Source organism: Hydrocarboniphaga sp. FW305-C-57, from assembly GCF_058783045.1.
Map to the genome: position 1 here is coordinate 12,805 of NZ_JBYSYG010000018.1, position 26,584 is coordinate 39,388.

20 protein-coding genes are annotated in these 26,584 nt (G+C 66.2%); 6 read left to right on the forward strand and 14 right to left on the reverse strand.

The genetic code is table 11. The annotated features are described in order from the left end of the window. Positions 1–29: 29 nt before the first annotated feature. From AC3WUM_RS23625 to AC3WUM_RS23680, 12 genes are all read right to left on the reverse strand, one after another. The gene (locus AC3WUM_RS23625; protein ID WP_492413551.1) at positions 30–1,763 is read right to left on the reverse strand and encodes a glycosyltransferase; all 1,734 of its coding nucleotides are present in this window, start codon (positions 1,761–1,763) and stop codon (positions 30–32) included. Further along, a complete protein-coding gene (locus AC3WUM_RS23630; protein WP_492413553.1) occupies positions 1,760–2,908 on the reverse strand; it encodes a glycosyltransferase in 1,149 nt (382 codons plus the stop codon). Before AC3WUM_RS23630 ends, AC3WUM_RS23625 begins: the two co-directional genes overlap by 4 nt. Then, positions 2,905–3,960 carry a glycosyltransferase gene (locus tag AC3WUM_RS23635; RefSeq protein ID WP_492413555.1) on the reverse strand — a complete coding sequence of 352 codons (1,056 nt, stop codon included), beginning with the start codon at positions 3,958–3,960 and terminating at the stop codon, positions 2,905–2,907. Before AC3WUM_RS23635 ends, AC3WUM_RS23630 begins: the two co-directional genes overlap by 4 nt. Continuing rightward, positions 3,957–4,823 (reverse strand): glycosyltransferase family 2 protein, encoded by an 867-nt coding sequence (locus AC3WUM_RS23640; protein WP_492413557.1) that lies wholly within the window; start codon positions 4,821–4,823, stop codon positions 3,957–3,959. The genes AC3WUM_RS23635 and AC3WUM_RS23640 overlap by 4 nt, the downstream gene beginning before the upstream one ends. A 218-nt stretch (positions 4,824–5,041) precedes the next feature. Next, on the reverse strand, positions 5,042–6,184 hold the full coding sequence (locus AC3WUM_RS23645) for a glycosyltransferase (protein ID WP_492413559.1): 1,143 nt from the start codon (positions 6,182–6,184) through the stop codon (positions 5,042–5,044). A gap of 6 nt (positions 6,185–6,190) precedes the next feature. Beyond that, entirely contained in the window at positions 6,191–7,996 is a 1,806-nt protein-coding gene (gene asnB / locus AC3WUM_RS23650) for an asparagine synthase (glutamine-hydrolyzing) (RefSeq protein ID WP_492413561.1), read from the reverse strand. 33 nt (positions 7,997–8,029) lie between these two features. After that, positions 8,030–8,692 (reverse strand): sulfotransferase family 2 domain-containing protein, encoded by a 663-nt coding sequence (locus tag AC3WUM_RS23655; protein ID WP_492413563.1) that lies wholly within the window; start codon positions 8,690–8,692, stop codon positions 8,030–8,032. 49 nt (positions 8,693–8,741) lie between these two features. Further along, on the reverse strand, positions 8,742–11,531 hold the full coding sequence (gene glnE, locus AC3WUM_RS23660) for a bifunctional [glutamate--ammonia ligase]-adenylyl-L-tyrosine phosphorylase/[glutamate--ammonia-ligase] adenylyltransferase (protein WP_492413565.1): 2,790 nt from the start codon (positions 11,529–11,531) through the stop codon (positions 8,742–8,744). A gap of 82 nt (positions 11,532–11,613) precedes the next feature. Then, on the reverse strand, positions 11,614–12,414 hold the full coding sequence (locus AC3WUM_RS23665; RefSeq protein WP_492413567.1) for a glycosyltransferase family 2 protein: 801 nt from the start codon (positions 12,412–12,414) through the stop codon (positions 11,614–11,616). A gap of 13 nt (positions 12,415–12,427) precedes the next feature. Further along, on the reverse strand, positions 12,428–13,579 hold the full coding sequence (locus AC3WUM_RS23670; protein WP_492413569.1) for a glycoside hydrolase family 5 protein: 1,152 nt from the start codon (positions 13,577–13,579) through the stop codon (positions 12,428–12,430). 161 nt (positions 13,580–13,740) lie between these two features. Next, complete coding sequence (groL, locus tag AC3WUM_RS23675) at positions 13,741–15,393, reverse strand: chaperonin GroEL (RefSeq protein ID WP_492413571.1); 1,653 nt, start codon at positions 15,391–15,393, stop codon at positions 13,741–13,743. Between the two features lie 41 nt (positions 15,394–15,434). Continuing rightward, entirely contained in the window at positions 15,435–15,722 is a 288-nt protein-coding gene (locus AC3WUM_RS23680; protein ID WP_492413573.1) for a co-chaperone GroES, read from the reverse strand. 298 nt (positions 15,723–16,020) lie between these two features. Between AC3WUM_RS23680 and AC3WUM_RS23685 the strand changes: the two genes are divergently transcribed. The 5 genes from AC3WUM_RS23685 to hemH all read left to right on the forward strand — a co-directional run bounded on the left by AC3WUM_RS23685 (position 16,021) and on the right by hemH (position 22,972). Then, the gene (locus AC3WUM_RS23685) at positions 16,021–17,331 is read left to right on the forward strand and encodes an OmpA family protein (protein ID WP_492413575.1); all 1,311 of its coding nucleotides are present in this window, start codon (positions 16,021–16,023) and stop codon (positions 17,329–17,331) included. A gap of 213 nt (positions 17,332–17,544) precedes the next feature. After that, positions 17,545–18,459 carry a hypothetical protein gene (locus AC3WUM_RS23690; RefSeq protein ID WP_492413577.1) on the forward strand — a complete coding sequence of 305 codons (915 nt, stop codon included), beginning with the start codon at positions 17,545–17,547 and terminating at the stop codon, positions 18,457–18,459. A gap of 214 nt (positions 18,460–18,673) precedes the next feature. Then, on the forward strand, positions 18,674–20,119 hold the full coding sequence (locus AC3WUM_RS23695) for an amino acid permease (RefSeq protein WP_492413579.1): 1,446 nt from the start codon (positions 18,674–18,676) through the stop codon (positions 20,117–20,119). A gap of 6 nt (positions 20,120–20,125) precedes the next feature. Beyond that, on the forward strand, positions 20,126–21,811 hold the full coding sequence (locus tag AC3WUM_RS23700) for an alanine/glycine:cation symporter family protein (protein WP_492413581.1): 1,686 nt from the start codon (positions 20,126–20,128) through the stop codon (positions 21,809–21,811). A 24-nt stretch (positions 21,812–21,835) separates the two neighbouring features. After that, on the forward strand, positions 21,836–22,972 hold the full coding sequence (gene hemH, locus AC3WUM_RS23705; RefSeq protein WP_492413583.1) for a ferrochelatase: 1,137 nt from the start codon (positions 21,836–21,838) through the stop codon (positions 22,970–22,972). A gap of 23 nt (positions 22,973–22,995) precedes the next feature. On the opposite strand, the gene AC3WUM_RS23710 is transcribed toward hemH, so the two are convergent. Further along, on the reverse strand, positions 22,996–23,946 hold the full coding sequence (locus tag AC3WUM_RS23710; RefSeq protein WP_492413585.1) for a thrombospondin type 3 repeat-containing protein: 951 nt from the start codon (positions 23,944–23,946) through the stop codon (positions 22,996–22,998). A gap of 215 nt (positions 23,947–24,161) precedes the next feature. Further along, entirely contained in the window at positions 24,162–25,250 is a 1,089-nt protein-coding gene (locus AC3WUM_RS23715) for an OmpA family protein (protein ID WP_492413587.1), read from the reverse strand. 214 nt (positions 25,251–25,464) lie between these two features. Between AC3WUM_RS23715 and sohB the strand changes: the two genes are divergently transcribed. Then, positions 25,465–26,496: a protease SohB gene (gene sohB, locus AC3WUM_RS23720; protein ID WP_492413589.1), complete on the forward strand. Its 1,032-nt coding sequence runs from the start codon at positions 25,465–25,467 to the stop codon at positions 26,494–26,496. Positions 26,497–26,584 lie beyond the last annotated feature (88 nt).

The following is a 26,584-nucleotide window of genomic DNA, read 5'->3' on the forward strand; positions in this document are numbered from 1 at the left end:
CGGAGCGCAGTAGCTCAAGCAGAGCCTCCTCAACAGGCGCAGCGCCATATCACCGTCTTCCCGTCGTCGGTCAGCACGGATTCGACGACGCGCCAGCCGGCCTCGACGAGCGTCTGCTCGAAACCGGCGCGCGTCAGATGCTGGGTCCAGCCCAGCCTCTGCAGTTCTTCCAGCGGACGTGGCTGATCGGCGATCGTGTGGCTGATCACGAGCGCGCCCGCATTGCGCCGCAGCTTCGTCAGCACGCGCGGCAGGCTCGCGAGATATTCGCTGACGCCGAGCATCACGACGACGTCATGGCTGGCCGGCAAGTTCTGGGCTTGAATGTCGAGCCGCTGCACCGCGGCCGACTGCGGCACCAGATCGTAGCCCTGGTAGCGACAGGCGATGCCCTGCTGCATGAGCCAGTAGCTGAGCTTGCGATCACCGCAGCCGATGTCGGCGACGCTCGGCAGCCGTCTTCCTTCGATCGCTTTTTCGATCAGCGCGCAGGCCTTGAGCGCACGGTCCTGCCAGGCCGGGCGCGTCTGGTCGCGGCAGTTGAAGCTCGGTGGAGGCTCGCGCGGGGCCAGCAGCTCGAACAGGCGATCGACGTGCGCCGGATACGAAAACTTGTCCGCCGCGCCGGCCAGCGCGGCTTCGCTGTAGCGCCGGTAGCGCTGCGCATCGGCCGCGATCGCGAGCACCGCTTCGGCAAGCTGCAGCGGATCGACCACGCCGGGCTCGGCGACCCGATCGAGCTCCGGGCGATAGACGCGCGGATAGACGCCGCTCGCATCGCCGCCGAGTTCGCTGAAATCGGCCAGCGTGAGCGTCGGCACCACGCAGAGGCCATCGAGCTCGTGATCGACGACTTCGGGCAGGCCATCGACGGCGGCCGCGACCACCGGGATGCCCAGGCTCAAGGCCTCCGCGCAGACGTTGCCATAAGGCTCGCGCAGCGCCGGATGCACGAGCACGTCGATGCGCGAGTAGAACGAATCGGTATCGTCGAGCCGGCCGAGGAACTCGATTCGATCGCTCACCCCCAGGCGTGCGGCCAGCGCCTGCAGCTTCGCGCGCTCGGGGCCGTCGCCCGCGATCAGCAATCGCGCTTCGATGCCGAACGAACGCAGTTCGCTCAGCGCATACAGCACGAGCACCCCACCCTTGAAAGACTGCAGGCGCGCGCAGAAACCGAGCGTGAGCGGACGCGTGCCGTCGAGCGCACGCGCCTGCGCGGGCATCGCGCGGTCACTGCGGATGCCGGGCCTGCAGATTTCGATCGGTGCCTTCACGCCCCAGTGGCGCAGCATGGCGGCGCAGGCCTTGGAGTTGGCGAGATAGCGGTCGAAGCCGCTCAGGAAATCGACGTCCGGTACGCGATGGCGCGCGAACCAGGCGGCTCCGCGCTCCCAGTAGACCGAGCGTGCGCCTAGCCTTTGTGCAAGCTGCGCCGGACGCGGATCACCGAAGCGGTTCCAGCTCAGCACGGTGTCGATGTCCCAGTGCCGCGCGATGCGCCGCTGCCTGGATTGCCGCAGGCCGCGCCAGTTCGGAATAGCCAGGCCATGCCAGCGCCGCGCATCTTCGGCCTGCGCCTTCAGGGCCGGCAGTGCCGCACGCACGCCCGGCGCGAGGCCCCGCAGGTCTTCGATCAGGTAATGCTCGACTCGCGTATCGTTGGCCGTCTGCAGCAGCAGATTGGCGAACTGCTTTTCCATTCCGCCCCAGACATCGTTCGCCAGATGAATCTGGTGGAGCAAGCGCAAAGGCTTGCTCACGTAGGGCGACTCGGGGTGACCAGTTCGGAGATCAGGGCTTCCCATTGGGGCAGGATACGTTCGGCCGAGAAATCGACCAAGCGCTGCCGGCCGGCACTGGCGAATTCGGCTCGTCGTTCGGGCGATTCGAGCAGCGACTGCATCGCATCGGCCATCGCCTTGGCATCGTCCATCGGCACGAGCAGGCCGGCCTTGCCCTCTTGCAGCAGCTCTTCCGGACCATGCGGGCAACGCGTCGCGACCACCGGCGTGCCGGCAGCGAAGGCTTCGAGTATCGTGCCGGGCAGGCCTTCGATGCGCGAAGACAGCACGTAGAGCGTGGCGCGCGCCAGCCAGTCGCCGACGTTCTGCACGAAGCCCGGCAACTGCAGTTGTTCGGCGATACCCTGCACGCGCGCCTGCTCGCGCAGTTCGTCGGCGAGCGGGCCTTCGCCGAGCAGGGCCAGATCGACGACGATGCCGCGCTTCTTGAGCGCGGCGACCGCATCGATCAGCACGTCGAAGCCCTTGCGCTTCTCGAGCCTGCCGGCACCGACGATCAGCGGACGCGCTGTCGCATCGGATGGTGTCGCATGGACTGCCGGTGGCGCTGTTGCGGGATCGATCGTGTAGGGGTTGTAGATGCGCCGCCAGTCGCCGCGCCGGTGTTCGCCGTACCAGCGCTCGAACGATTGCTGTGCGCCGTCGGAGACGAACACGAGCCGGTCGAAGTCCCCATAGGTCTGCTTGGCCTTGCGCCGGTTCTTGTCGCTGATCTCGCGTGCGTATTCGCCGAAGGCGATGCGCACCCAGCCGATGCTCGGCTTGCGCAGGCCGGTCGCCGCGAAGTGCACGCAAAAGCTTGCGCGCAGTTCCATTGCCGCGATCAGCACGTCGTGATTGAGCGCGTTGCGCATCGTCGACAGCTTGCCGACCCGCAGCAGGCGGCTGCGCGGCGGGTAGATCAGGCGCACGTTCGGCGGCACCAGTGAAACCAGCTCGCCAGGGCCATCGAGCACGAGCAGGGTGATCTGGTAGCGCCGTTCGTCGAACAGGCTCAGCAGCCGCAAGGTGACGCGCTGCGCGCCGCCACCCGACAGATCGGGCAGGACCACGAGCAGCCGGATCGGAGAGATCGGATACGAGGCGTCGGCGGCTGGGCTCATGCGACGCGGCTCAGCACGGACTCGTTGCTCGCACGGCCCACATTCCCGACGGCATCGCCACCGAGGTAACTCGCATACATCGCATCGAGCTTGCCCGGTGCGAACAGCGCCTCCATCGTCGCGCGCGCATTGGCGCCGATGCGCCGGCGCAATTCGAGGTCGTCGCGCAGGCGGCGCACGATCTCGATCGCCTGCTGCTGATCGTCGAACACGAAGCCGTTCTCGCCGTGCACGATGTTCTCGACGTGTCCGCCGAAGCGATGGCAGACCACCGGCAGGCCGCAGGCCATGGCTTCGCGCACCGCGCGCGCGGCGGTGTCGTAGAAGGTGCCGGTGCGATAGATGAAGCAATCGAGGCCGCGCAGATAATCGGCCGCGTCGATCGAGCCTGCGGGACGCAGATGGATGTTCAGCGACTTCGGCAGCAGGTGCTCGATACAGCTCGCGCCCATCAGGTCGATATCGATGTCTTCGGCCACGAGCGTCGCGTAGAGCTCGGGGTCGTACAGAAACTGGTGCTTGTCGAGCGTGTCGCGGCTGTGGCGTCCCAGCTTGAGCCGGCCGGCCTGCATGGGCTTGTCCGCCGCGGGACTGAAGCGCTCGAGATCGATCGGCGACACATGCACGCCGCCGAGCGACTCGCCGTCGAACAGGCGCCGCTGCGTGTGCGAGGTGAACGCGATCTGCGGCTGCGCGTGCATTTCGCGATAAAGCGGCAGATGCGCGCGCAGGTTGGCGACGTTCATGTCGTTGACGATGATCGTCAGCTGCTTCGGGCGAACGCGGCGCAGCCAGGCCTTGGGCTTCCAGAACGAGCCGATGAAGACGAAGCTGCTCGATTTGAGGCGCGTGTCGAAGCCTCTCCACGGAGCGAACCAGCGAACGCCATGCTGTTTGCGCAGCGACGCGGGCAGGCGCGACGACGTCGCCCACAGGCTCACCTCGGCGCCATGGCGCTCACGCAGGCCCTTGGCGATTTCGAGCGCACGCATCTGCGAGCCACCAAGACCGGCGTGGTAGGGAAAGAACAGGTGGACCTGCCGGGCGCTCACCGTCGGAGCAACGCAGCCGAGGCCGGCGCCAGCGTCTTGCTGGCGGCCGGAGCCACGGTTCGGGCCGCTTCACGCTCTAGCGCCTTGAGGTCGGCGTACTTCCAGTACGCGTACTGGGCGAGCACGGTGGAAATCATCAGCCCGCGCCAGCCATCGAGCACCGAAAGCCGCAACAGATACTGCTGCACGAAATCGGTGAAGAAGCGCATGCAGGCATATGGAATGCTGCCGCGCGCGCCTTCCTCGAACTTCTGCCTCGCGAGCAGGTTCGCATAGCGACGATGCTTGCGCTGCAGGTGCGCATAGTCGCGCCAGCTGCGATGTTCGAGCTTCGCCTTCATCACCGCGGCGCGGCGCTCGGGCAGCACGATCTGTTCATGCACCTGGTGATCGCGAAACCGTGCGCCTTCGCGCTTGAACAGGCGATTCTGCGGGGTTGCATAGCGCCCGTGGCGCAGCTCGCCTTCGAACAGATAGGTGCGCCACGGAATGCGGAACAAGGTGGTGTCGAGATGCGGATCGATCAACGCGTTGTCGATCTCCTGGCGCAGCTCGGGCGTGACTCGCTCGTCGGCATCGATGTAGAGCACCCAGTCCCCGCTCGCCTGCTGCAAGGCCCGATTGCGTTGAGGACCGTAGCCAGGCCAGTCGGTCTTCCAGATCTTGTCGGTGTAACGACGAACGATGTCCAGGGTGCCATCGGTACTGCCGCTGTCGAAGACGATGATCTCGTCGACCCAGCCGTGCAGTGATCGCAGACAGTCTTCGATGCGGTCGGCTTCGTTGCAGCAGATGATCAGTGCGGAAAGCGTGCGCCGTTCACCAGCGCGCAGCGGCAGCCTCATCGGCAGTTTTGCAAGCATTGAGCCGCCTCCGTCCTTGGAATTCTTGCTTGGATTCGTGGTCCCGCGCTCCTGCGGGTACGAGGCAATCTTCTTGTCGAACGCCTGAACCTTCGCTGTCCACTTACGGGCCGCCCGCAGCAGCGGAAATCCTGAATCGAAAGACGGGAATCGTTGACGCTGAAACGCGGTGCTTTCTCGCTACTGCGACTATCGGTTTACCGGTCCCGATTCCGGGGCTACAGCCCCAGCGTGCGCAGGTAAGCCGCCGCACTGCGCTCCACGCGATAGTCGTCGACTGCCTGTCGAAGCGTATCGGCCGGCAGCGGGGCGGCGAGCGTTTGCGTCATGGCACGCGCCATGGCCGCATGATCGCCGACCTCCACGAGCGGGCCGTAGCGGCCCTCGGCGAGCAGTTCGTCGGGGCCGCTCGGGCAGCGCGTCGAAACGCTGGGCACACCGAGCGCGAGCGCTTCGGTCAGCGCATTCGGCGAGCCTTCCCAGGCCGAGGAGAGCACGAACAGATCCGCCTTCGAGAGCCAGGCGTACGGGTTCTTCTGAAAGCCTGCGAAGTGCAGGCGATCGGCGACGCCGAGCTCGTGCGCAAGCGCGGACAGCGCCTCGCGATCGCGCCCTTCGCCGAGCAGGATCAGCCGCGCGGGCCGCTGAGCCTGCATCGCCGCGAACGCGCGGATCAGGGTCGGAAAATCTTTCTGCCGCGTGAGCCTGCCCATGCCCATGATCACGGGCTCGCTGCGCTGCTCGCGCGGCCGCAGCCAGGCGTGATCGACGGGCTCGCGCGCCTGCGCTTCGAGTGTCGGCGTGATGACCGGGTTGCGGATCACGCGCACGCGCTCGGGCGGCAGGCCGGTGATCGCGAGGGTGTCCTGGCGCACGCCTTCGGAGACCGCGATGACGCCGCTCGCGTGCGCGTAGAGCCTGCGCATCGGCGCCGTTCGCAGCCAGCGGTTGAACGCCGACTTGCGCTCGAGCGCGGCCGACAGGTTGGTGCCCAGGCGTATCCACAGCGGCATCTGCGCACCGACGCGCGCACGCGCGCGGATCGCGGCGCGCCCGGCGCGATCCTTGGCGACGAGCATCGCATCGGGCCTGGCCTGCCGCAGGTAGCGTGCGATCTCGCCGACGCTGGTCCACGAATGCCGGGACTCGAGCCGGATCAGGTTCACGCTGGGCGGAATGCGGCTCACGTGATGTCCCTGTGCCTTGATCGCGAGCAGATCGACCTGCACATGATTCGCGAACTCGGCGCACAGGTGAGTGACCATGCGCTCGACCCCGCCATCGCCCGAGAACGACAGCAGCACGGCGAGGCGCTTGTTCGCAAGGCCGCCGGAAGCCTGCCCGGAATGAGGGTCGTGCATGCGCCGCTACAGCCAGGCCAGCGGATCTTCTTCCGCACCGGGCGCGCTCGCAGCCTGCTCGATGAACAGCCGATGCCAGATCGCGAACTGCAGCAGGCTCCAGATTTCGCGCGAACGCTGTGCGGTATCGCCGGCGAGCAATTGCTGCACGGCCGACACGTCGCACCAGCGGCGGATCGCCTCGCTGCGCGGCAGCTTGTCGCGCAGACCGTCGAGAAACGCGCCGGCCAGCCACTCGCGCACCGGAACGTGGAAGCCGCGCTTGGGCTGCCACAGGTGATCTTTCGGAATGAAGCCCTCGGCCCAATGCTTGATGAAGGTCTTGCCGGCCTTCTTGGATACCTTGAGCGCGTCGGGCAGCGAAAGCCCGAACTCGATCACGCGATGATCGACCAGCGGCACGCGGCCTTCGACCGAAAAACTCATGAGCATGCGATCGCCCTTCACGAGCAGATCGTCCGGCAGGTTGCCGACGATGTCGACGTACTGCCGGCGCTGCAGATCGCTCCAGGATTTCGGCGTCTGCTGCCAGGCCGCGACGACGCCATGGCGATATGCCGCGAGCGCCGGCTGCAGCTCGGGCACGAACAGCTTGCGCGTCCATGCGGCGTCGAGTTCCGCGCGCACGCGAAAGCCGCCGCTGCCGCCGAAGCGCAGGCGCTTGTAGAAGCGTTCGGCCGCGCCGGGCCGATAGCGTCCATAGCCGGCGAAGGCTTCGTCGCCGCCCTCGCCGCTGAACACGACCTTGAGCTCACGGCCCGCGGCTTCGGCGAGCGCGAGCGTCGGCAGGCAGGCGTAATCACGCATCAGATCATCGGCCGCCCACACCGATCGCGGCAGGCGATGAAACACCTGCTGGCGACTCAGACGTATCGGCGTGTGATGCGCGCCGAAGTGCTGCGCGATGCGGCCTGCATCGTCGAGCTCGTCGCGCATCTGCGCATCGCTGTAGCCGATCGAAAACGTCCGCACCGGCGTGCTCTGATACTTCGTCAGCAAGCCGAGCAGTACCGCCGAATCGACGCCGCCCGACAGGAACAGTCCGTAAGGCACGTCGGAGCGCACGTGCTCGCGCATCACCTGCGCGATCAGCGGCTCCCACTCTTCGAGCGCCTGCTGCCGATCGAGTTGGCGCGGCTCCACGTCGAGCGCCGACCACCAGCGCTGGCGCTCGATGCCGAGCTTCGCATCGATGCGCAGCGCATGGCCGGCGGGGACGCGCCGGATGCCGCGCACGATGGTGTCTTCGCCGGTCGAGTACTGGTTCTGGAAATACTGCGCGAGCGCACCTTCGTGCAGCTCCACGGTCGGCATCTGCGGCAGCAGCGCCTTGAGCTCGGAAGCGAACAGCACGCGATCGGGCAGCACCGCGTAATACAGCGGCTTGATGCCGAGCCGGTCGCGCACCAGCCAGAGCTCCTGCGTCAGGTGATCGTAGAGCGCGAACGCAAACATGCCATGCAGGCGCTGGAACGATTCGTGCCCCCAGGCCGCGAAAGCCTGCAGCGCGATCTCGCTGTCCGAAGCACACGAGAACTGCCGGCCCAGCGCTTCGAGCTCGGCGCGCAGCTCCGGAAAGTTGTAGATCTCGCCGTTGCAGACGATCGCATAGCGCTTGCGTGCATCGAAGATCGGCTGATGCCCGCCTGCGATGTCGATGATCGCGAGCCGCGTGTGCGCGATGCCGAAACCGCCCGCGAGATAGAAGCCGGTGTCCTCGGGACCGCGATGCCCGATGCGCCCGGCCATGGCCGCGAGCTCGGACTCCTGCGCGCGACGGTCGCGATGCACGACTCCGGCGATGCCGCACATCAGCTGCGTTCCCGCGAAGAAGGGCCCATGAAATCAGGTCGGATCGAAGCGGTAGCCGAGCATTTCGACATCGCGTGCGAAGTGGCGCGCGACGAGCTCGGCGGTCTCGTCCGTGTAGTAGCTGCGATAGTCACGCGTGCGATCGGTGGCCTTGCGCTTGTGCGGAAGCTCGCGGCGGCCCACGCCGATGCGCTTGCAGATCGTGTCCCAGTCATCGGACAAGCTCTCGTAGCGGCCGATGAAGTCGACGAGCGTGCGGCCCTGCAGGTCGATCAGGTAATCGGTCTGCAGGGTGATCGAGGTGTCGAGATGATATTGCCAGGGACGTTCGAGATTGAGCTTCCAGCGCAGGAAGGAGGCGAAATCCTCCTGCCCCGCCAGCAGCTGCGGCCGCTCGCGCTTGAGGTGGTGATAGCTCGACACCTGCAGATCCCAGGGATTGCGCACGAACGCGAACTTGAACAGCGAATCGAAGTAATCGCGCGGCAGCATTTCGAGCGCCGCGATGATCTTCGAATGCCGCGGCAGCTTGGCCGCGATGCGGTGGCCCGACAGGTGGTCGAGACGCGAGCAGATCGCCTGCAGCAGGTACATCGGATCGCGCATCTGCAGCCTGCGCAGCGAGGCACGCACGCTGGTGCCGCCGGTCTTGGCGATGTGAACGTACAGGAAGCGGAATCGATGACTCAGGACCACGGCGGAGCTTCGGCTGGAATCTGGCCGCTAGTCTACCCAAGCTTGGATTTCAGTTGCGGGATACCTCCGCCTCGTCGTCCGCCAGCCCTACGCTGCGCCAGATCGCGCGTACCTGCGCGCGCTGCTCCGCGAACGCATCGGCCGGAGCCAGGACGGGCTGCTGCTGCAGGCCGCGCGCATGGCTCCAGGCGCGCAGGCTGCGATACGCCGCGATCAGCGTGTCGCGATCGGCTTCGCTGAGTATCCCGGCGCTCACGAGGTCTTCGAGCTGACGCCAGTTGTCGGACCAGCGCAGCAGCCCGGGCGTGCCGGGCGCCTCGCGCAACAGCAGATACTGGGTGATGAATTCGAGGTCGATGAGGCCGCCGTCCCCCTGCTTCACATCCCAGCTCGTGGCGGTGGATTTATCGAGGCTCGCGCGCATCTTGGCGCGCATGTCGATGATGTCCTTGCGCAGCTTGGCGGGGTCGCGCGGTGCGCTGAGCACCTCGCGGCGTATGGCCTCGAAGCGCTCGCCGATACTGGCGCTGCCGGCAACGGCGCGCGCCCGCGTGAGCGCCTGGTGCTCCCAGGTCCAGGCTTCGTGGCGCTGATACCGGGCGAAGGCTTCGATGCTGCTCACGGTGAGCCCCGAGCGTCCGCTCGGCCGCAGTTCGAGATCGACTTCGTAAGCGCGCCCGGCCGGCGTCAAGGTCTGCAGCCAGTGAATCACGCGCTGCGCCCAGCGCACCATGAAGACGTCGCCGCTGATCGGGCGGCGCCCGCCTTCGGTTTCCTGCTCGGGCGCATCGCAGTCGTGCACGAACACGAGGTCGAGATCGGAGCCGTAGCCGAGCTCGATGCCGCCGAATTTTCCGTAACCGATCGCGGCGAGCCCGGCCGCCTGTCCATCGCGACGCAGTGGAATGCCATAGCTCGCGCGCAGTTCCGCATAGGCACGATCGAATGCGACCTGCAGCACCGCTTCCGCGAGCCAAGTCAGGCGATCGGAAACCTGCACGAGCGGCAGGCTGCCGGCGACGTCGGCCGCGGCGATGCGCAGCGTGGTTTCGAGCCGATAGCGGCGCAGCGCATCCATGCCGGCCTCGGTTTCGTCATCGGCGATCTGCGAGAACACGTGATCGAGTTCGGCGCGGATCTCGGCCTTGTCGGGCGGCGCGTAGAGCGTGCGCGCGTCGAGCAGCTGATCGAGCAGCGCCGGGTTGGTCGACAGCAGCTGCGACACCCACGGACTCGCCGCGCACAGGCGCACGAGATGCCCACGCGCGATGGGCGATTCGCGCAGCAGCGTCAGATAGGTCGATCGTCCGCCGATGGCCTGCAGCACGCCGAGCACGCGCGTCGCAGCGGTGGCCGGCTCGCTCTGCTGCAGGGTCTCGGCGAGCAGCAGCGGCAGCAAGGCGCGCAGGCGGTCCTGCGAAGTCTGCGACAGCGTGCGGGTTCCGCGCGCATCGCGCAGGTCACGCAGGCGCTTGCAGACCTCGGCCGCGGCATCGCCGAAATCTTCGCGGGCGAGCGGCTCGAGCGCGCTGTGTTCGATGCTCAGTTCGGGCGATTCGGCCCACAGGCGCTCGATCAGCGCAGCCAACCCCTGCTCCGGATCCTCGTGTCCGGGCTCGGCGAACACGCGCGCGAACTCGTGGTGCACGTCTTCGCGCACCTCGGTGAAACGCTGCACGAGCGCGGGCCAGCTTTCGAAGTCCAGCGCCAGGCACAGCGCGGCGCGCGGCTCGTCCGCGAGCGGCAGCGAATGCGTCTGCTCGTCCGCGTAGATCTGGATCGCGTTCTCGAGCCGGCGCAGAAAGACGTAGTGCTCGTCGAGCCTCTTCGCGGTCGGCTCCGGCAGATGCCCGGCTTCGGCGAGGTAGCGCAGCACCGGGCGCAGACGCGGATCGCGCAGCCGCGGCTCCTGTCCGCCACGCACGAGCTGGAACGATTGCACGATGAACTCGACCTCGCGAATTCCACCGCGGCCGAGCTTGACGTTGTCGTCCTGGCGCCGGCGCGCGACGTCGTCGGCGATCAGTTTCTTGAGCGAGCGCAGGCTGCCGATCGCGTTGAAATCGAGATAGCGCCGATAGACGAAAGGCCGCAGGCGCTGCAGCAATTCGTTGCCGGCCTTGATGTCGCCGGCCACCGGGCGCGCCTTGATCAGCGCGTAGCGCTCCCATTCGCGGCCATGCTGCTGGTAGTAGTCCTCGGCCGCGTCGAAGGCGATCGACACCGGACCCGCGCTGCCGAAAGGCCGCAGCATCAGATCGACGCGGAACACGAAGCCATGTTCGGTGCGCTCGGCGAGCAGCTTGGTGAAGAGCTGCACGACGCGCTTGAAGAACTCACCATTGTCGAGCGCATTGCCGCCGTCGGTTTCGCCTGCCGCCGTGTGGCAGCAGATCAGATCGATGTCGGACGAGAAATTGAGCTCGCGCCCGCCGAGCTTGCCCATGCCGAGGATCACCGGCTTCACGGGCGCGCCGCGAGCGTCGCGTGGCCGCCCGTAGCGCGCACCGAGCGTGCGCATCGCGTAATCGAGCGCCGCGACGCAGCAGACTTCGGCCAGCGTGGACAGATCGCCGAGCGTTTCGTCGAGCCCGGCCAGGCCGGCGAGTTCGCGATAGCCGATGCGGCCCATCTCGCGATCGCGCAGGCTGCGCAGCTCGCGCATCACGCGGGCCTCGTCCGCTTCGCCGCTCAGCAGTTGCCTGAGTTCGGCCTCGAGCTCACCGGCCGCGCGCGGCTGCGCATAGGCTTTTTCCTCGGCCCACTGCGAATGGCGCCTGAGCACGCCACCGATGAAGCGGCTGGCGCGCACGGTATCGGCAATGTCGGCAAGCGGCATCGAAACTCCCCGGATTCATGAGCGTCGGACTCTGTCAGGGGCGCAGTTTAGGCCAGCGTCCGCCGGGCCGTTCGCAGACGTCTCAGAGCAGGCGCGTCCACGGCGTGCGCAGCGGATTGCGCGAACGCAGGTCGCCGGCTTCGCGCTTGCGCTGCAGGCGCTGCTCGAAGGCCTTGCGCATCTCGCCGCCGCGCTCCCAGCGCTGCGTGTTCGCATCGGCGACGAGCTTGGGCGTGATGGCGATGGCGTAGACGTCGTCGAGCATCGCCTGCGGCGCGATCTCGCCGAGCTGGTCGAGGAACAGGCCGTCGCCGCCGTAGGTGCCGACGAAATCCTCGTCGTAGCCATTGATCTTCCAATAGCGGTCGCGGCGCACGAGAAAGCTGTTGCAATGCGGCTTCGAGGCGAAGCGATCGCGCAGCGCGCTCAAGCCCGGGCGATGCAGCATCGCGTCGAGCACTCCGGTCGATGCGTCGCCGAGCAGGCGATCGAGCGAACGCGGCAGGAACACGCGCTGCAAGCCGTAGTGCCGATCGGCGAGCAGCGTCTTGGCGAACAGCCGCCGCAGGGCCATGGGCGGCAGCAGGATGTCCATGTCGCTCATGAACATCCAGGCTTCGTCCTCGCCGACTTCATGCGCCCCGATGTTGCGCGCCGCGTGCTGATGCCAGGCGATGTCGACATCGACGCGCAGCAGCTTTTTCTGCAGCCGGCACTCGCGGAAGATCGGCAGCGCCGGATGCTGCGGGCTCGCATCGTCGACGAGCACGATCTCGACGTGATCGGCGAGTTCGGGCGCATACGCATTCCAGTTGCGCACCTGGCGGCGCAGCATCTGCGGATTGTCGTAGTACGGATAGACCAGTCGCAGCTTCGGCGGCATGCGAGCGCGGCCGCTACTGGTTCGAGCGCGGCGCGCTGAGGCCCAGCGCTTCGATCGCAGCCCGATCCCACTGTCGCTCGCCCTGCGCTCCATCGACGATGCCCATGTGCTGGCTGAAATCGAAATGCGTCCACGGAATGCGACGCTGTTCGAGCAGCGTGCGCGTGTCACGCAGCCAGGCCTGGCGCGAAGCCGGCGGCGTATTGGTCTTGACCGCGCCGAACTCGCTGCACCACACGGGCACGCCGTTCTGCGCCTGCCATTGCGCAACCTTGTCGAGAATCGCGGCGAGCTTGCCTCGATTCCATTCCTGCTGGCCGTAGTAGCGCGCGTGCGGCTGCGCATCGGCGTCGAGCGAGGCCAGCAGCGGCGCCACCAGCGCTTCGGTCGACGGATATGGCAGGCCGCGCAACTTCGCCCACATCGACCAGCCCCACCAGGCGCCCTGGTGCGTGAAATTCATCGGCTCGTAGAAATGGAAACTGTAGACCAGGTTGGTGTCGAGGAAGGGTTTCAGCGTGATGAGCTCGTCGACCGACGAATACTTGTGTCCCGCGACGACGATCGTGTGCCGGGGCGCCGCGTCGCGAACCGCGCCGGCGAGCGTCTGCATGAGCGCAACCGACAGCGCCGCGTTCTCGGTCGCCGGTTCGTTGATCACCTCGAACACCAGCTTGTCTGCGGGAACGCGCGTCGACAGCTGCCTGGCAAGGCTCCACCAGAGCGCCGCGACGGTGTCGCGCCAGGACTTGTCGTTGAGCATGCGATTCAGATCGTCGGTGGTCGTGGTCAGCGTGACCACCGCGAGCAGCTTGTCGGAGGCGACGAGCTCGACCGCGCGCGCGAACTCGTCGGCATGCGCCGGGTCGATCTTCGACGGATCGCGCGCATCGGCGATCCAGGCGCGTTCGAGCGGGATGCGCACGTGGCGAAAGCCGATGCTGCGCAGTTGCGCCAGGTCGCTGCGGTCGGGCCAGAACAGGCGTGGCTCGATCTTCGGGTTGTCGCGATTGGCGAACCAGAACGACAGGTTGATGCCACGCGAGAGCCCGGATTGCACGGCGGCGGGCACCTCCGCGATCGCGGAGCCCGCGCCGAATGCCAGCAGTGCGAAGGCGGCCGGCAGCCGGCAGCGATGAAACCATCGGGTGATCACGGAGCGCATGAGGCAAAGATGCCTGCTCGCCGCTTTAGTTTCAAAAACCTTTCGAAGCTTTTGTTTCGGCAGCCGCTGCTGCAAACGAAAAGGGCGCCCAAAGGCGCCCTTTTCGTACTACTGGTTTTGAAAGGCGCCGCCAAGGATGGCGGCGACCCGTCAGGACGACCTCAGAAATCGCCCATGCCACCCATGCCGCCCATGCCACCCATGTCCGGAGCGCCGCCCATGGCGGGAGCTTCCTTCTTCGGCGCTTCGGCGACCATGGCTTCGGTCGTCAGCAGCAGGCCGGCCACCGAGGCCGAGTTCTGCAGGGCCAGGCGCGTGACCTTGGTCGGGTCGATGATGCCGAACTCGATCATGTCGCCGTAGCTGCCGTTGGCGGCGTTGTAGCCATAGGCGCCGGTGCCTTCGAGCACCTTGTTGAGCACCACGCTCGGCTCGTCGCCCGAGTTCTTGGTGATCTGGCGCAGCGGCTCCTGAATGGCGCGACGCAGGATGTTGATGCCGATGGTCTGGTCGTCGTTGCCGCCCTTGAGGCCTTCGAGCACCTTGGACGCGCGGACCAGCGCGACACCGCCGCCGGGGACGATGCCTTCTTCGACGGCCGCACGGGTGGCGTGCAGGGCGTCTTCGACGCGGGCCTTCTTTTCCTTCATTTCGACTTCGGTGGCGGCGCCGACCTTGATCACCGCAACACCGCCGGCGAGCTTGGCCAGGCGTTCCTGCAGCTTCTCGCGATCGTAGTCGCTGGTGGCCACTTCGACCTGCTTGCGGATCTCGAGCACGCGCGCTTCGATCTTGCTCTTCTCACCGGCGCCGTCGACGATGGTGGTGTTTTCCTTGTCGATCTGCACCTTCTTGGCGTGGCCCAGATCCTGGATCGAGGCCTTCTCGAGCGACAGGCCGACTTCCTCGGCGATCACGGTGCCGCCGGTCAGGGTGGCGATGTCCTTGAGCATTTCCTTGCGGCGGTCGCCGAAGCCCGGAGCCTTGACGGCCGCGACCTTCAGGATGCCACGCAGGTTGTTGACGACGAGGGTGGCGAGCGCTTCGCCTTCGACGTCTTCGGAGATGATCAGCAGCGGACGGCCCTGCTTGGCGACGCCTTCGAGGATCGGCAGCAGATCGCGGATGTTGCTGATCTTCTTCTCGGTGATGAGGATCAGCGGGTTGTCGAGCTCGACCGTCTGGCTCTGCGCGTTGTTGATGAAGTACGGCGACAGGTAGCCGCGGTCGAACTGCATGCCTTCGACGACGTCGAGTTCGTTCTCGAGGCCCTTGCCTTCCTCGACCGTGATCACGCCTTCCTTGCCGACCTTGTCCATGGCGTCGGCGATGATGGCGCCGATGGCGTCGTCAGCGTTGGCCGAAACGGTGCCAACCTGGGCGATCGCCTTGCGGTCCTTGCACGGAACCGAGAACTTCTTGAGTTCGGCGGTCACGGCTTCGACGGCCTTGTCGATGCCGCGCTTGATGTCCATCGGGTCGACGCCGGCGGTGACCGACTTGAGGCCTTCGTTGACGATGGCCTGGGCCAGCACGGTGGCGGTGGTGGTGCCGTCGCCGGCCGCGTCGGAGGTCTTGGAAGCCACTTCCTTGACCAGCTGCGCGCCCATGTTCTGGAACTTGTCGGCCAGCTCGATTTCCTTGGCCACGGACACGCCGTCCTTGGTCACGGTCGGGGCGCCGAAGCTCTTGTCGAGCACGACATTACGGCCCTTCGGGCCGAGGGTGACTTTAACGGCGTTGGCGAGGACGTTGACACCCTGCACCATGCGCGAGCGAGCGTCGTCGCCGAACTTGACGTCTTTTGCAGCCATGTTGATTGCTCCTTGAATCGAATAGGGGTTGAGGCGACGGCTTACTTGATGACGGCCAGGATGTCGTCTTCGCGCAGCACGACCAGTTCGGCGCCGTCGATCTTCACTTCGGTGCCCGAATACTTGCCGATCAGAACGGTGTCGCCCGCCTTCACGGCCGGCTCCTGCAGCTTGCCGTCGTCGGTGCGCTTGCCCGGGCCCACGGCGATCACTTCGGCCTTCAGCGGCTTTTCGGCCGCGGAGTCCGGGATCAGGATGCCACCGGCGGACTTCTTCTCTTCTTCGAGACGCTTGACGATCACGCGATCGTGCAGGGGACGCAGACTCATAGGGTTCACTCCATTCATTGTTTAAAACTGGTCGGGCATCGAAGGCGGCGCGGCGGTCTTGGACGACCTTTGTTAGCACTCTCCCCTCGAGGCTGCTAATTCTTGTGGACGCGCTTTCAGCTTTCAAGGGGTCTGGAAGGCGACTTTGTAAGTAATTGTCCGGGGACGCATTCGACCTAGCCTACAACCGCCGGTCTGAATCACCCTTCACAAGCGTACAAGAGCTGTTTAATCTGGAAGGCAACTGGCTGGATCGCCAGCCTGATAAGAATGTTTGATCACCTCAGGGAACCTTCAAATGCCTAGCTTCCGACGTAACGCGTGGGCCTCCGCGGCCGCCTTGCTCGTCTCGATGATCTCCGCGCAGGCCTTGGCGCAGGACGAAACCACCTCCACCGAAACGACCGAATCGACGGACTCCAGCGCCTCGCCCTCGGCCGAAACCAGCTCGCACAAGCTCAGCTACATCGGTGTGACCGGCAGCTACATCGACCTCGACAAGAAGCGTTTCCCCAAGGACGGCACCGGCATCAACCTGCTCTACGGTCGCCAGCTCGGTGGCGGCAACTGGTTCTGGGAAGCCCAGCTGCAGACCGACGTGCAGGAGACCGACACCAACGGCTTCACCGATTTCTACCGCCACGCCGGCGGCCTCGACCTCGTCTACTCGCTCAACCAGCGCCGCACCTTTTCGCCGTTCCTGCTGCTCGGCGTCGGCGGCGACTACACCGACGTGGTGCCGGACAGCGAGGACAAGTGGGATTTCTTCGCCAACGCCGGCATCGGCATGGTGACCAAGCCTATTGGCACCTACGGCCTGCGCTTCCGCGTCGAAGCGCGTTACGTCTACGACAACTACGACAGCGGCTTCGACGACTTCCGCTACAGCGCCGGTCTCGAGCTGCCGCTGTCCCCGTACGAGCAGGAACGCGCCCCGACCCCGCCGCCGGTGGCCGAGCCGGTCTCGGTCGTCCGCACCGAAACCCTGGCCGACAGCGACGGTGACGGCGTGCCGGATGCCGGCGACAAGTGCCCGGGCACCCCGCAGGGCATGCCGGTCGACGGCGTCGGTTGCGGCCTCTCGCAGGTCATCACGCTCACCGGCGTGAACTTCGACTTCAACAAGGCTTCGCTGACCCCGGATTCGCGCAAGATCCTCGAAGAAGTGGCGCTCAAGGTGAAGCACTTCACCGACGTGCCGATGGAACTCGAAGGCCATACCGACAGCATCGGTTCGGACTCCTACAACCAGAAGCTCTCCGAACTGCGTGCGAACTCGGTGCGCGAGTTCCTGATCGAGCAGGGCGTCCCGGGCGACAAGCTCACCGCCAAGGGCCTCGGCGAAAGCCACCCGGTCGCCGACAACGGCACCGATGCCGGCCGCGCCCTCAACCGTCGCGTCGAACTGCACATCGCCGGCCAGCAGGCCGCGCCGAGCGTGCCGGTCGATGCCAACGGCGCTCCGCTGGAAGGCGCTGCCGCTCCGTCGCCGTCCGAAGCCCCTGCCCCGGCGCCTGCTGAAGCTCCGGCTGCCGAAGCCGCCCCGGCCGACGCTCCGGCGCCCACCGAAGAGGCCGCACCGGCCGCCGAAGCAGCGGCTCCGCTCTGAGGCTTAGATAGCGGCATACGGCCACGATGCGCGCCCTCACAGCAGAGCGCGCATCGTGGCTATGCAGGAACTCTTCGCTGCACCCCCGCGCTGTACCCGTTTCGCCCAACGGCCTTCCAGAGCCGGCTACCGCCCCGATCGCGACGATTGCGGCTTTCGTGTTGCCTTCCCTTGGACACGCAAATCCTCCCTTGTTATTAAATGGACTCGCTAATGAACACTTTTGACGGAATCAAGAAAACCCTGGTCGCCGGCCTCGTGCTGGCCTCCGCCGCACTCGCCGGATGCGAGGCCCAAGGCGACCGTAGCGACCTTCCCGGCAACGGCAGCGCGGGCAGCATCGTCGACACCGACGGCTGCGCGGTCCCGGTCGGCGGCACGCTGTGCGTGCTCGGCGGCAGCGATCACGAAGGCGGCCTCGTCGACGTGCTGCTTTCTCCGGACGGCCCGCTCGGCCCGATCGCCGGTGCCATCGACACCGGTGAACTGACCGACGCGCTGGTCACCCTGCTCGAGAACGACGACGGCTCGCTGGCGAGCATCCTCACCGGGCTGTTCATGGACGGCCAGCTTGCCGCCGGCCTGCAGGAACTGCTGCTCGGCGTCGACGGCACCGGCAACAACGGCCTGGCTTCGATCATCCAGGGCGTGCTGACCCCGAACGCGCAGGGCCAGGGCCTGGTCAACCTGTTCGGCGAGGAAGGCATCCAGGGCTTGGTCGTGGCGCTCGCCAACGGCGCCGATTCGGATTGCCAGGCTCCGCTCGGCACCCTCTGCCTGATCGCGGGCGAGAACAGCGACCAGACCGGCCTCGTCGATCTGCTCGCCACCTCGAACGGCCTGCTCGGCGCGCTGAGCCCGACGCTGACCAACGGCGTCACCGACGACGTCGTCGCCACGCTCGGCGACCTGCTCGAATCCAACGGCTCGCTGCCGGACCTGCTCCAGGGCCTGATCCAGGACGGCCAGCTCGCCACCGCGCTGCAGGTGCTGCTGATCGGCGACGCCGACGCCGGCGTTCCGAGCGGCCTGGTGCAGGCGCTGCAGAACCTGTTCACCGGCCTGGGCTCCACCATCGGCGAAGTCGTCGATTACATCGGCGGTCTGCTCGGCCTCAACCGGCCGTAAGCTGCTTCATCCGCCTTCTTCCAAAGAAGGCCGAACGACGGCCTGATGCGCGACCCGCATCAGGCCGTTTTTCGTTGCGCGTCCTGAGTTTCCGTCCGCCTCGCGGTCGCGGGAATCTGCTCAGGCACACGCCTGGGCCGGGCGGCATACTTTCTGCAAACAACGGGCTCTCGCCCACATTACGATCACAGACCGAAGTGCCCTGGGAGAATCAATGAGTCTGACCGCCAAACTGCTGCGCACCAAGCCCATCGTCGAAGCGGGTACCGACTCGGGCCTCAAACGCGTTCTTGGCGCCCTGGACCTCACCCTGCTCGGCGTCGGCGCGATCATCGGCGCCGGTATCTTCGTGCTCAGCGGCATCACCGCCGCGACCCAGGCCGGGCCGGCCGTGGTGCTGTCGTTCGTCGTCGCCGGCTTCGCCTGCGCCTGTGCGGCGCTGTCGTACGCGGAAATGGCCTCGTCGATCGGCGGCAGCGGCAGCGCCTACGGTTACGGCTATGCGGCGCTCGGCGAGTTTCCGGCCTGGATCATCGGCTGGATGCTGCTCTGCGAGTACATGGTGGCGATTCCGGCGGTATCGGCGGGCTGGTCGGGCTACGCGGCCGACGGCCTGCGCACGATCGGCCTCGGCCTGCCCGATGCACTCACGCATACGCCGCTCGACCCCAAGCTGCCCGGCCTCATCAACCTGCCGGCCTTCGTGATCGTGCTCGTGCTCGGAGGCCTGCTCGCGGTCGGGGCCAAGGTCAGCGCGCAGTTCAACGCGATCATGGTGGTGGTCAAGGTGCTCGCCATCTTCACCTTCATCGTCGCCGCGATTCCGCACGTGGTGCCGGCGAACTGGACGCCGTTCATTCCAGCCGAAGTCATCGACGCCGAGGGCCGCGCGCACTTCGGCATCAACGGCATCTTCACGGGCGCGGCGACCATCTTCTTCGCCTACCTGGGCTTCGACGCCGTCTCCACCGCAGCCGAGGAAACCCGCAATCCGCAGCGCGATCTGCCGATCGGCATCCTGGGCTCGCTGTTCGCCTGCACGGCGCTCTACATCCTGGTGTCGGTGCTGCTGACCGGGCTGGTGCCGTACACCGAGCTCAACGTGCCCTCGCCGGTCGCCCATGCGCTGCTGCAGATCGGGGCCAAGACCACCGCCGGGCTGATTTCGATCGGCGCCGTCGCCGGCCTGACAACCGTCATGCTGGTGATGTACTTCGGCCTCACGCGCGTGCTGTTCGCGATCGCCCGCGACGGCCTGCTGCCGCCGTTCTTCGCCTACGTGCATCCCAAGACCGGCACGCCGCTCGGCTCGATCCTGGTCTCGGGCCTGGTGATGCTGGTGTTCTCGGGCTTCGTGCCGCTCGGTCGCCTGGCCGAGATCGCCAACATCGGCACGCTCGGCGCCTTCGTCGTTGTCTGCGCGGGCGTCATCGTGCTGCGCCAGACGCGCCCCGATCTGCCGCGCCCGTTCAAGACGCCGTGGTCCCCGCTCATTCCGGCGCTCGGCGTGCTGTCCTGCAGCTACCTCATGTACAAGCTCGGCCCGCACACCTGGATCGCCTTCGGCGGCTGGATGGCGATCGGCCTCGTCACTTACTTCCTCTACGGCTATCGCAACAGCCGGCTCGGCAAGGGCGTCGTCACTCCGACGATCGTTTAAACCGGCATGGATGCCTTCTTCGCCATCCTCGACGCCATCAACGGCGTTCTGCTGTCGGTTCCGGTATTGCTGGCCCTGCTCGGCATCGGCCTGCTGTTCACGCTCTGGAGCGGCTTCTGCCAGTACCGCTCGCTGACGCACGGTGTCGCACTGGTCGCCGGCAAGGGCATCGACACCTCGCATGGGCCTGGAGCGCTCACGCACTTCCAGGCGCTGACCGCCGCGATGTCCGGCACGGTCGGGCTCGGGGCGATCGCCGGCATGGCGATCGCGGTCGATTTCGGTGGCCCCGGCGCGGTGTTCTGGATGTGGGTCGTCGGCCTCGTCGGCATGGCGCTCAAGACCACCGAGGTCACGCTGTCGCTGCTCTATCGCGACACCCACGATCCCGAGAATCCGCACGGCGGCGCGATGTACGTGGCGCGCGACGGCCTCGGCGGGCTAGCACCGGCGCTCAAGCCGATCGGCAAGGCCGTCGGCTTCGTGTTCGCACTTTCGCTGCTGCTGTTCGCGTTCACGGGCGGCAACATGTTCCAGACCTGGAGCGTCGCCGACACCACGCGCGAATACTTCGGCGTGCCGACCTGGATCACCGGCCTGATCCTGGCGATCGCCGCGGGCGTGGTGATCCTCGGCGGCATCAAGCGCATCGGCAACGTCACCAAGACGCTGGTTCCGTTCAAGTGCGGTGTCTACGTGCTCTGCGGGCTCTACGTGATCGTCACGCACGCCGAGGCGCTGCCCGATACGTTTCGCGCGATCTTCGCGGGCGCGTTCTCGAAGACCGAGGGCGTCGGCGCCTTCATGGGCGGAACCATCGGCTCGGCCTTCATGTGGGGCATGAAGCGGGCGCTGTTCTCGAGCGAGGCGGGCCTGGGCACCGCGCCGGTTGCGCATGCGGCCGTGAAGACGCCCGAGCCGGTCACCGAAGGCGTGGTCTCCGGGCTCGAACCCTTCATCGACACGATTTTCGTCTGCACCGTCACCGGCCTCGTCGTACTGCTGACGGGCGTGTGGAACCGCGCGCCGGCCGCGAGCTGGCAGACGCCGCCGGCCTGGGTCGAATCCGCCCCTGGCCACTGGCAGCCGCAGATCGACACCGCTTCGCTATCGGTGCGCGGCAGCGCTCTGCCCGCCAATCCGGCCGGAACGCCGGTGTTCGTGATGGCCGAGATCGGCGGTGAGCGCCAGCGCGTCTACGGCACCTACGTCATGAACAGCCAAGGCATGCGCTTCGACTGGCAGCCGGTTGCCAGCGCGCAGGCCCCGGGCTACGCCGAAGGCGGCGTGTTCGCCGACTATCGCGGCTCCACGCTCGTCGCCAAGGGCTTCGACACCGTGCACGAAGGCCTCGGCCGCTGGCTCATCACGATCGCGGTCTGGGTGTTCGGGCTCTCGTGCATCATCAGCTACGGCTACTACGGCGAGCAGGGTGTGATCTACCTGATCGGCGAGCGCTGGGTGACGCCGTTCCGCTGGCTCTGGTGCGTGGCGGCGGCGAGCGCCTGCTTCGGCTTCATCAAGACCTCGGGGCAGCTCGATACGCTCAGCACCATCGGCATGGGCTTCATGTACGCCATCAACCTGCCGCTGCTGCTGATTCTCGGCAACAAGGCGATGCGCCAGTATCATGACTACTTCCGCCGCCTCAAGAACGGCGAAATCGCCCGCAAAGCTGCGCAAGCGCCCTAATACCGAACGCTCCAAAACTTCACCGTGACCGACCCGATCGACCGTCCGCACGCGGACGGCCCTCGCCCTGGCGTACTGCTGATCAACCTCGGCACGCCCGAAGCGCCCACGCCCGCGGCCATCCGCCGCTATCTGCGTCCGTTCCTGTCGGACCGGCGCGTGGTCGAGCTGCCGCGGCCGCTGTGGCTGATGGTGCTCTACGCCTTCATCCTGCCGCTGCGTCCGCGCAAGCTCGCGCACAGCTACCAGAGCATCTGGATGAAGCCCGGGCCCGAAGGCTCGCCGCTCATGCATCACTCGCTGCGCCAGAAAACGCTGATCCGCGAATGGCTGTTCGCCAATGTCGGCTTCGACGTGCCGGTGGCGCTCGGCATGACCTACGGCGAGCCGTCGATCGCCAAGGCGCTCGACGAGCTCGAATCGCAAGGCGTTCGGCGCGTGCTCGTGCTGCCGCTCTACGCGCAGTATTCGGCGACCAGCACCGCGGCCGCGCTCGACGCCGTGTTCGCCGCGCTCAAGCCGCGTCGCTGGGTGCCGGAACTGCGCACGATCAACAGCTACCAGGACCACGGCCCGTTCATCGATGCGCTCGCCGACAGCCTGCGCAAGCACTGGAAGATCCACGGCTGCGGCGATCACCTGCTGATGTCGTTCCACAGCATTCCGCGCCAGTATTTCCTGGCCGGCGACCCGTACTTCTGCCAGTGCCACAAGACCGCGCGCCTGCTCGCCGAGAAACTCGAGCTCGCCGAAGGCTCCTGGTCGGTCAGCTTCCAGAGCCGGCTAGGCAAACAGCCTTGGCTGCAGCCGTATACCGATCTGGTCGTCCCTCAGCTCGCCCAGGCCGGCGTGCGCACGCTCGACGTGATCTGCCCGGGCTTCGCGGCCGATTGCCTCGAAACGCTCGAGGAGGTCGCCCTGCGCTATCGCGACGATTTCATTCAGGCGGGTGGCTCGAGCTTCCGCTACGTACCAGCGCTCAATGCCGATGCCTCGCACATCGAGGCGCTCGGCCAGCTGCTGATGCGGCATCTGTCCGGCTGGCTCGACCTCGAAAATGGCGACGAGGCGAAACGGCGCAGTGCGCGAGCCCAGGCCGCACAGGCCCAGTTGCACTCACCGACCCTGTTGACGCCGCCACGCCCGACGCAATCGACGTAAGAGCACGCCGCGCCGCGACCTCATCAGTCGCGCTCGATCACGAGCTCCACGCGGCGCATCGCATCCGCCCTCGCGCCCGGCACCGGCCTGCCGGCCGGCAGGCCGACCGACGACAGCTCATGAGTCTCGAAGCCGTTCTGCTCCAGGAAGCGACGCACCCGATTCGCGCGAGTGCGGGCGAGCGTGTCGGGGCTCGGGCCCTCGTCGAGGTCGGCGTAGCCCTGCACCACGATCAACGCATGGCCCGTGAGCTGCCGACGCAGGCCCGGCAAGGCGCTGCGCAGGTTTTGCAGCTCGCCGGGTCCGAGTGCCGCAACGCCCTTGCCGTAATGCACCGTCAACGCCGCCGCGGACGACGCTGCGGGAGCCGGCGGCGACGCGGGGTGAGCTGAGGGCGGAGGCAGGGACCGCGCGGACGGACCGCTGGGCGCCGCCGGAATTGGCGCGGGCTTCGGTGGCAAGGGTGCAGAAACGCGCGGCGCCTGTTCGAGTGCCGTGGCGGTCGCAGTGGAGGATGGCACCGCCGATCGCGGGGCCGTCGCTGCCGCGGGCTGCGGAATGAACGACGGAGGCGGCGGTACGGCGGCAGCAAGCGGACGCTGCCCGCTCGCGCAACCGAGCTCATCGACGATGGCGCCGAGCTCCGAATCCGGACAGCGATCCAGCCCGTCGGCAATACCGTCGAAATCGGAATCGAGTGCACAACCGCGACCATCGACTCTCGCGCCGGGTGGCGAGTACGGACAGTCGTCGACGTTGTCGGGCACCTTGTCCGCGTCCTGATCGTTGTCCGCGCTGCAGCCGTGCACATCGACGACGGCACCCGGCGCGGAATACAGGCATTGATCGAGCGTGTCGTCGACCCGATCTCCGTCACCGTCGACAAAAGGCCGGACCGGCACCACGCTGACTCCGGCTGCAAGCGAAGCGCCCGCGAGCAGTCCAAGCAATCCAACCGAACAGGCCTGACCCAAGCGCTCCCTTCCTGATCTGCCCGGCCGCCCCATCACGTTCTCGATTCGAGTTATGAGGGCAGACTAGCGACGTGGTTCACAGGACTCAAGGCCGCTGAAACCGCACGATCCGCCCGCTCGACGGATGGCTTTTTGGCAAGCCAAACAAAAGCCCCGCCAGCTTGCGCCGGCGGGGCTCGGAACTACGCTCGATGTCGCATCGAGCCTATGCAGACTTACTCGTGCGTCTGGATTTCCGCACGACGGTTCTGGGCACGGCCTTCCGCAGTCTCGTTGGTCGCGATCGGCTTGGACTCACCGTAAGCGAAGGTGTTGATGCGGCCCGCATCGACGCCCTTGCGGCTCAGGTAGCTCTTGACCGTGTTGGCGCGACGCTCGGACAGACCCTGGTTGTAGCCGTCGGTGCCGATCCAGTCGGTGTGACCCGACACGTCGACCTTCAGGTTCGGATAGGTCTTGGACATACCGTCGATGGTCATTGCCGTCTTGTCGAGCTTGCTCTTCTCGGCTTCGGCCAGATCGGACTTGTCGAACTCGAAGTGGACGTCATCGAACTTGCGGTTGGCGCCTTCGGCCGAAGCCTTCGGGCAACCCTTGGCATCGACGACCGTGCCGGCCGGCGTGCCCGGGCAGAGGTCGGCGGTATCGCAGATGCCGTCGCCGTCGCTATCCATGCAGGCGGCCGGAGCGGCCGGACCCTGGGCAACAGCCCTGGATCCGAGCGGAACCACGAGGCCGACCTTGAGCACCGCCTCGCCGAGATCACCGACGTTGGTGCCGCCGAGCGCGTTGTCGTCGAACCAGATGTGGCGATAGCGCAGATCGGCGCGGAAGCCCAGATCGGCACCCGCCAGAGTGAAGTACTTCATGAAGCCCAGACCCACATCCGCGAACGGATCGGAGCTGTCGAGGGCCGTGCCGCGCAGCTCGGTCACCACGCCGCCGACGCCCGCGCCGAAATAAGGCGAGAACTTCGGATTGCGGCTGAAGAAATACAGACCGTCGAGCTTGCCGCCGTATTCACGCTGGGCATTCGCACCCGGCGTATTGTCGTGCGGAAACTCGGTGTAGAAACCATTGAGTTCGAAACCCCAGTGCTCGCTGAGTGCCTTGCCGACACCGAGCTGGGCACCCTGACCTTCCTCGACACCGACGCGGTCAGAGTTTTCGAAGGTATAGGTATACAAGACCGACAGATACGGACGCGTTTCGGAAGCGACGTTCGAGTCGGCTTCTTGTGCGTGCCCGACAAAAGCCAGCGACGACAGGCCAAGGATCAGCCCGGCGCGAAGCATCGTTTTCATTCCTGTAACTCCCTTAAACAAGCCAGCCTTTATCGGCTTTTGTTAACCCTGAACAGTATTATAGAGAAAGCTGAACGACATTCGTATACAAATTTGTTGCACCACCGCAAGCTTTCTTGAGCGTAGCATGCGGGCTTTCTTCGAAACCTGCAATGAACGTCAGTTCTGAGTGGTGTTTCACCTTTGTTTTCGCATCCCGGAGTCGTCAAACACGATGGTTTTTCTGACCGAGTATGGCCTGTTCCTGGCCAAGACCCTGACATGGCTTGGAGCAGTGGTCATCATCATCGTAACCGTTGCATCGGCCGCTCGGGCCCGCCGGGAAAGTTCGCAGGGCCATTTGGAGATTCGGCACGTCAACCAACGTCTGCGCGAGCTCTCGGACGCACTCAACGACGAACTGCTTTCGCCTGCCGAACAAAAGAAGGCGGCAGCGGCTCGCAAGAAGCAGGACAAGCAGCTCCAGAAGGCGGCCAAGAGTCCGCACACGGCGGTCAGGAACCGGGTGTTCGTCCTCGATTTCGACGGCGACATCCAGGCTTCGGCGGTCTCGGCGCTGCGCGAGGAGATCAGCAGCGTCCTGCAGGTGGCCCGGGAGGCCGACGAGGTGGTGCTGCGGCTCGAGAGTGGCGGCGGTCTGGTCCATGCCTACGGCCTGGCGGCGTCGCAGCTGCTGCGGCTGCGCGAGCGCCGGCTCAAGCTGACCGTCACCATCGACAAGGTCGCGGCCAGCGGCGGCTACATGATGGCCTGCGTCGGCGACCAGATTCTGGCCGCGCCGTTCTCGATCGTCGGATCGATCGGCGTGGTAGCCCAGCTGCCGAACTTCAACCGGCTGCTGCGCAAGCACGATATCGATGTCGAGCTGCATACAGCCGGCGACTTCAAACGTACGCTGACCGTGTTCGGCGAAAACACGGACAGCGGCCGGGCCAAGTTCCGCGAAGAGATCGAGGAAACCCATGCGCTGTTCAAGCGCTTCGTATTGCAGAACCGCCCGGTGCTCGACATCACCAAGGTGGCGACCGGCGAGCATTGGTTCGGCAGCCAGGCGCTGGGCCTCAAGCTGATCGACCGCATTCTCACGTCGGACGATTATCTGCTCGAGAAGGCCAGCGAGGCCGAAGTCTACGAAATCCGTTACCGGCGCCCGCGTCCGCTGTCGGAGCGGCTTTCGCAGCAGTTAACGCGCTTGCTGCTGGCCGGTCGGCGCCAGATGCGGCCCAGCAAGCTCGATCTGCTTTGAGCTGGATTTACTTTGATTTGAGCAAAACTCCGGCTTATCAGCCGCTTTAAAGCGGAGTAGCCTTCCCCTGATTTTGGGGCTCGCCGAC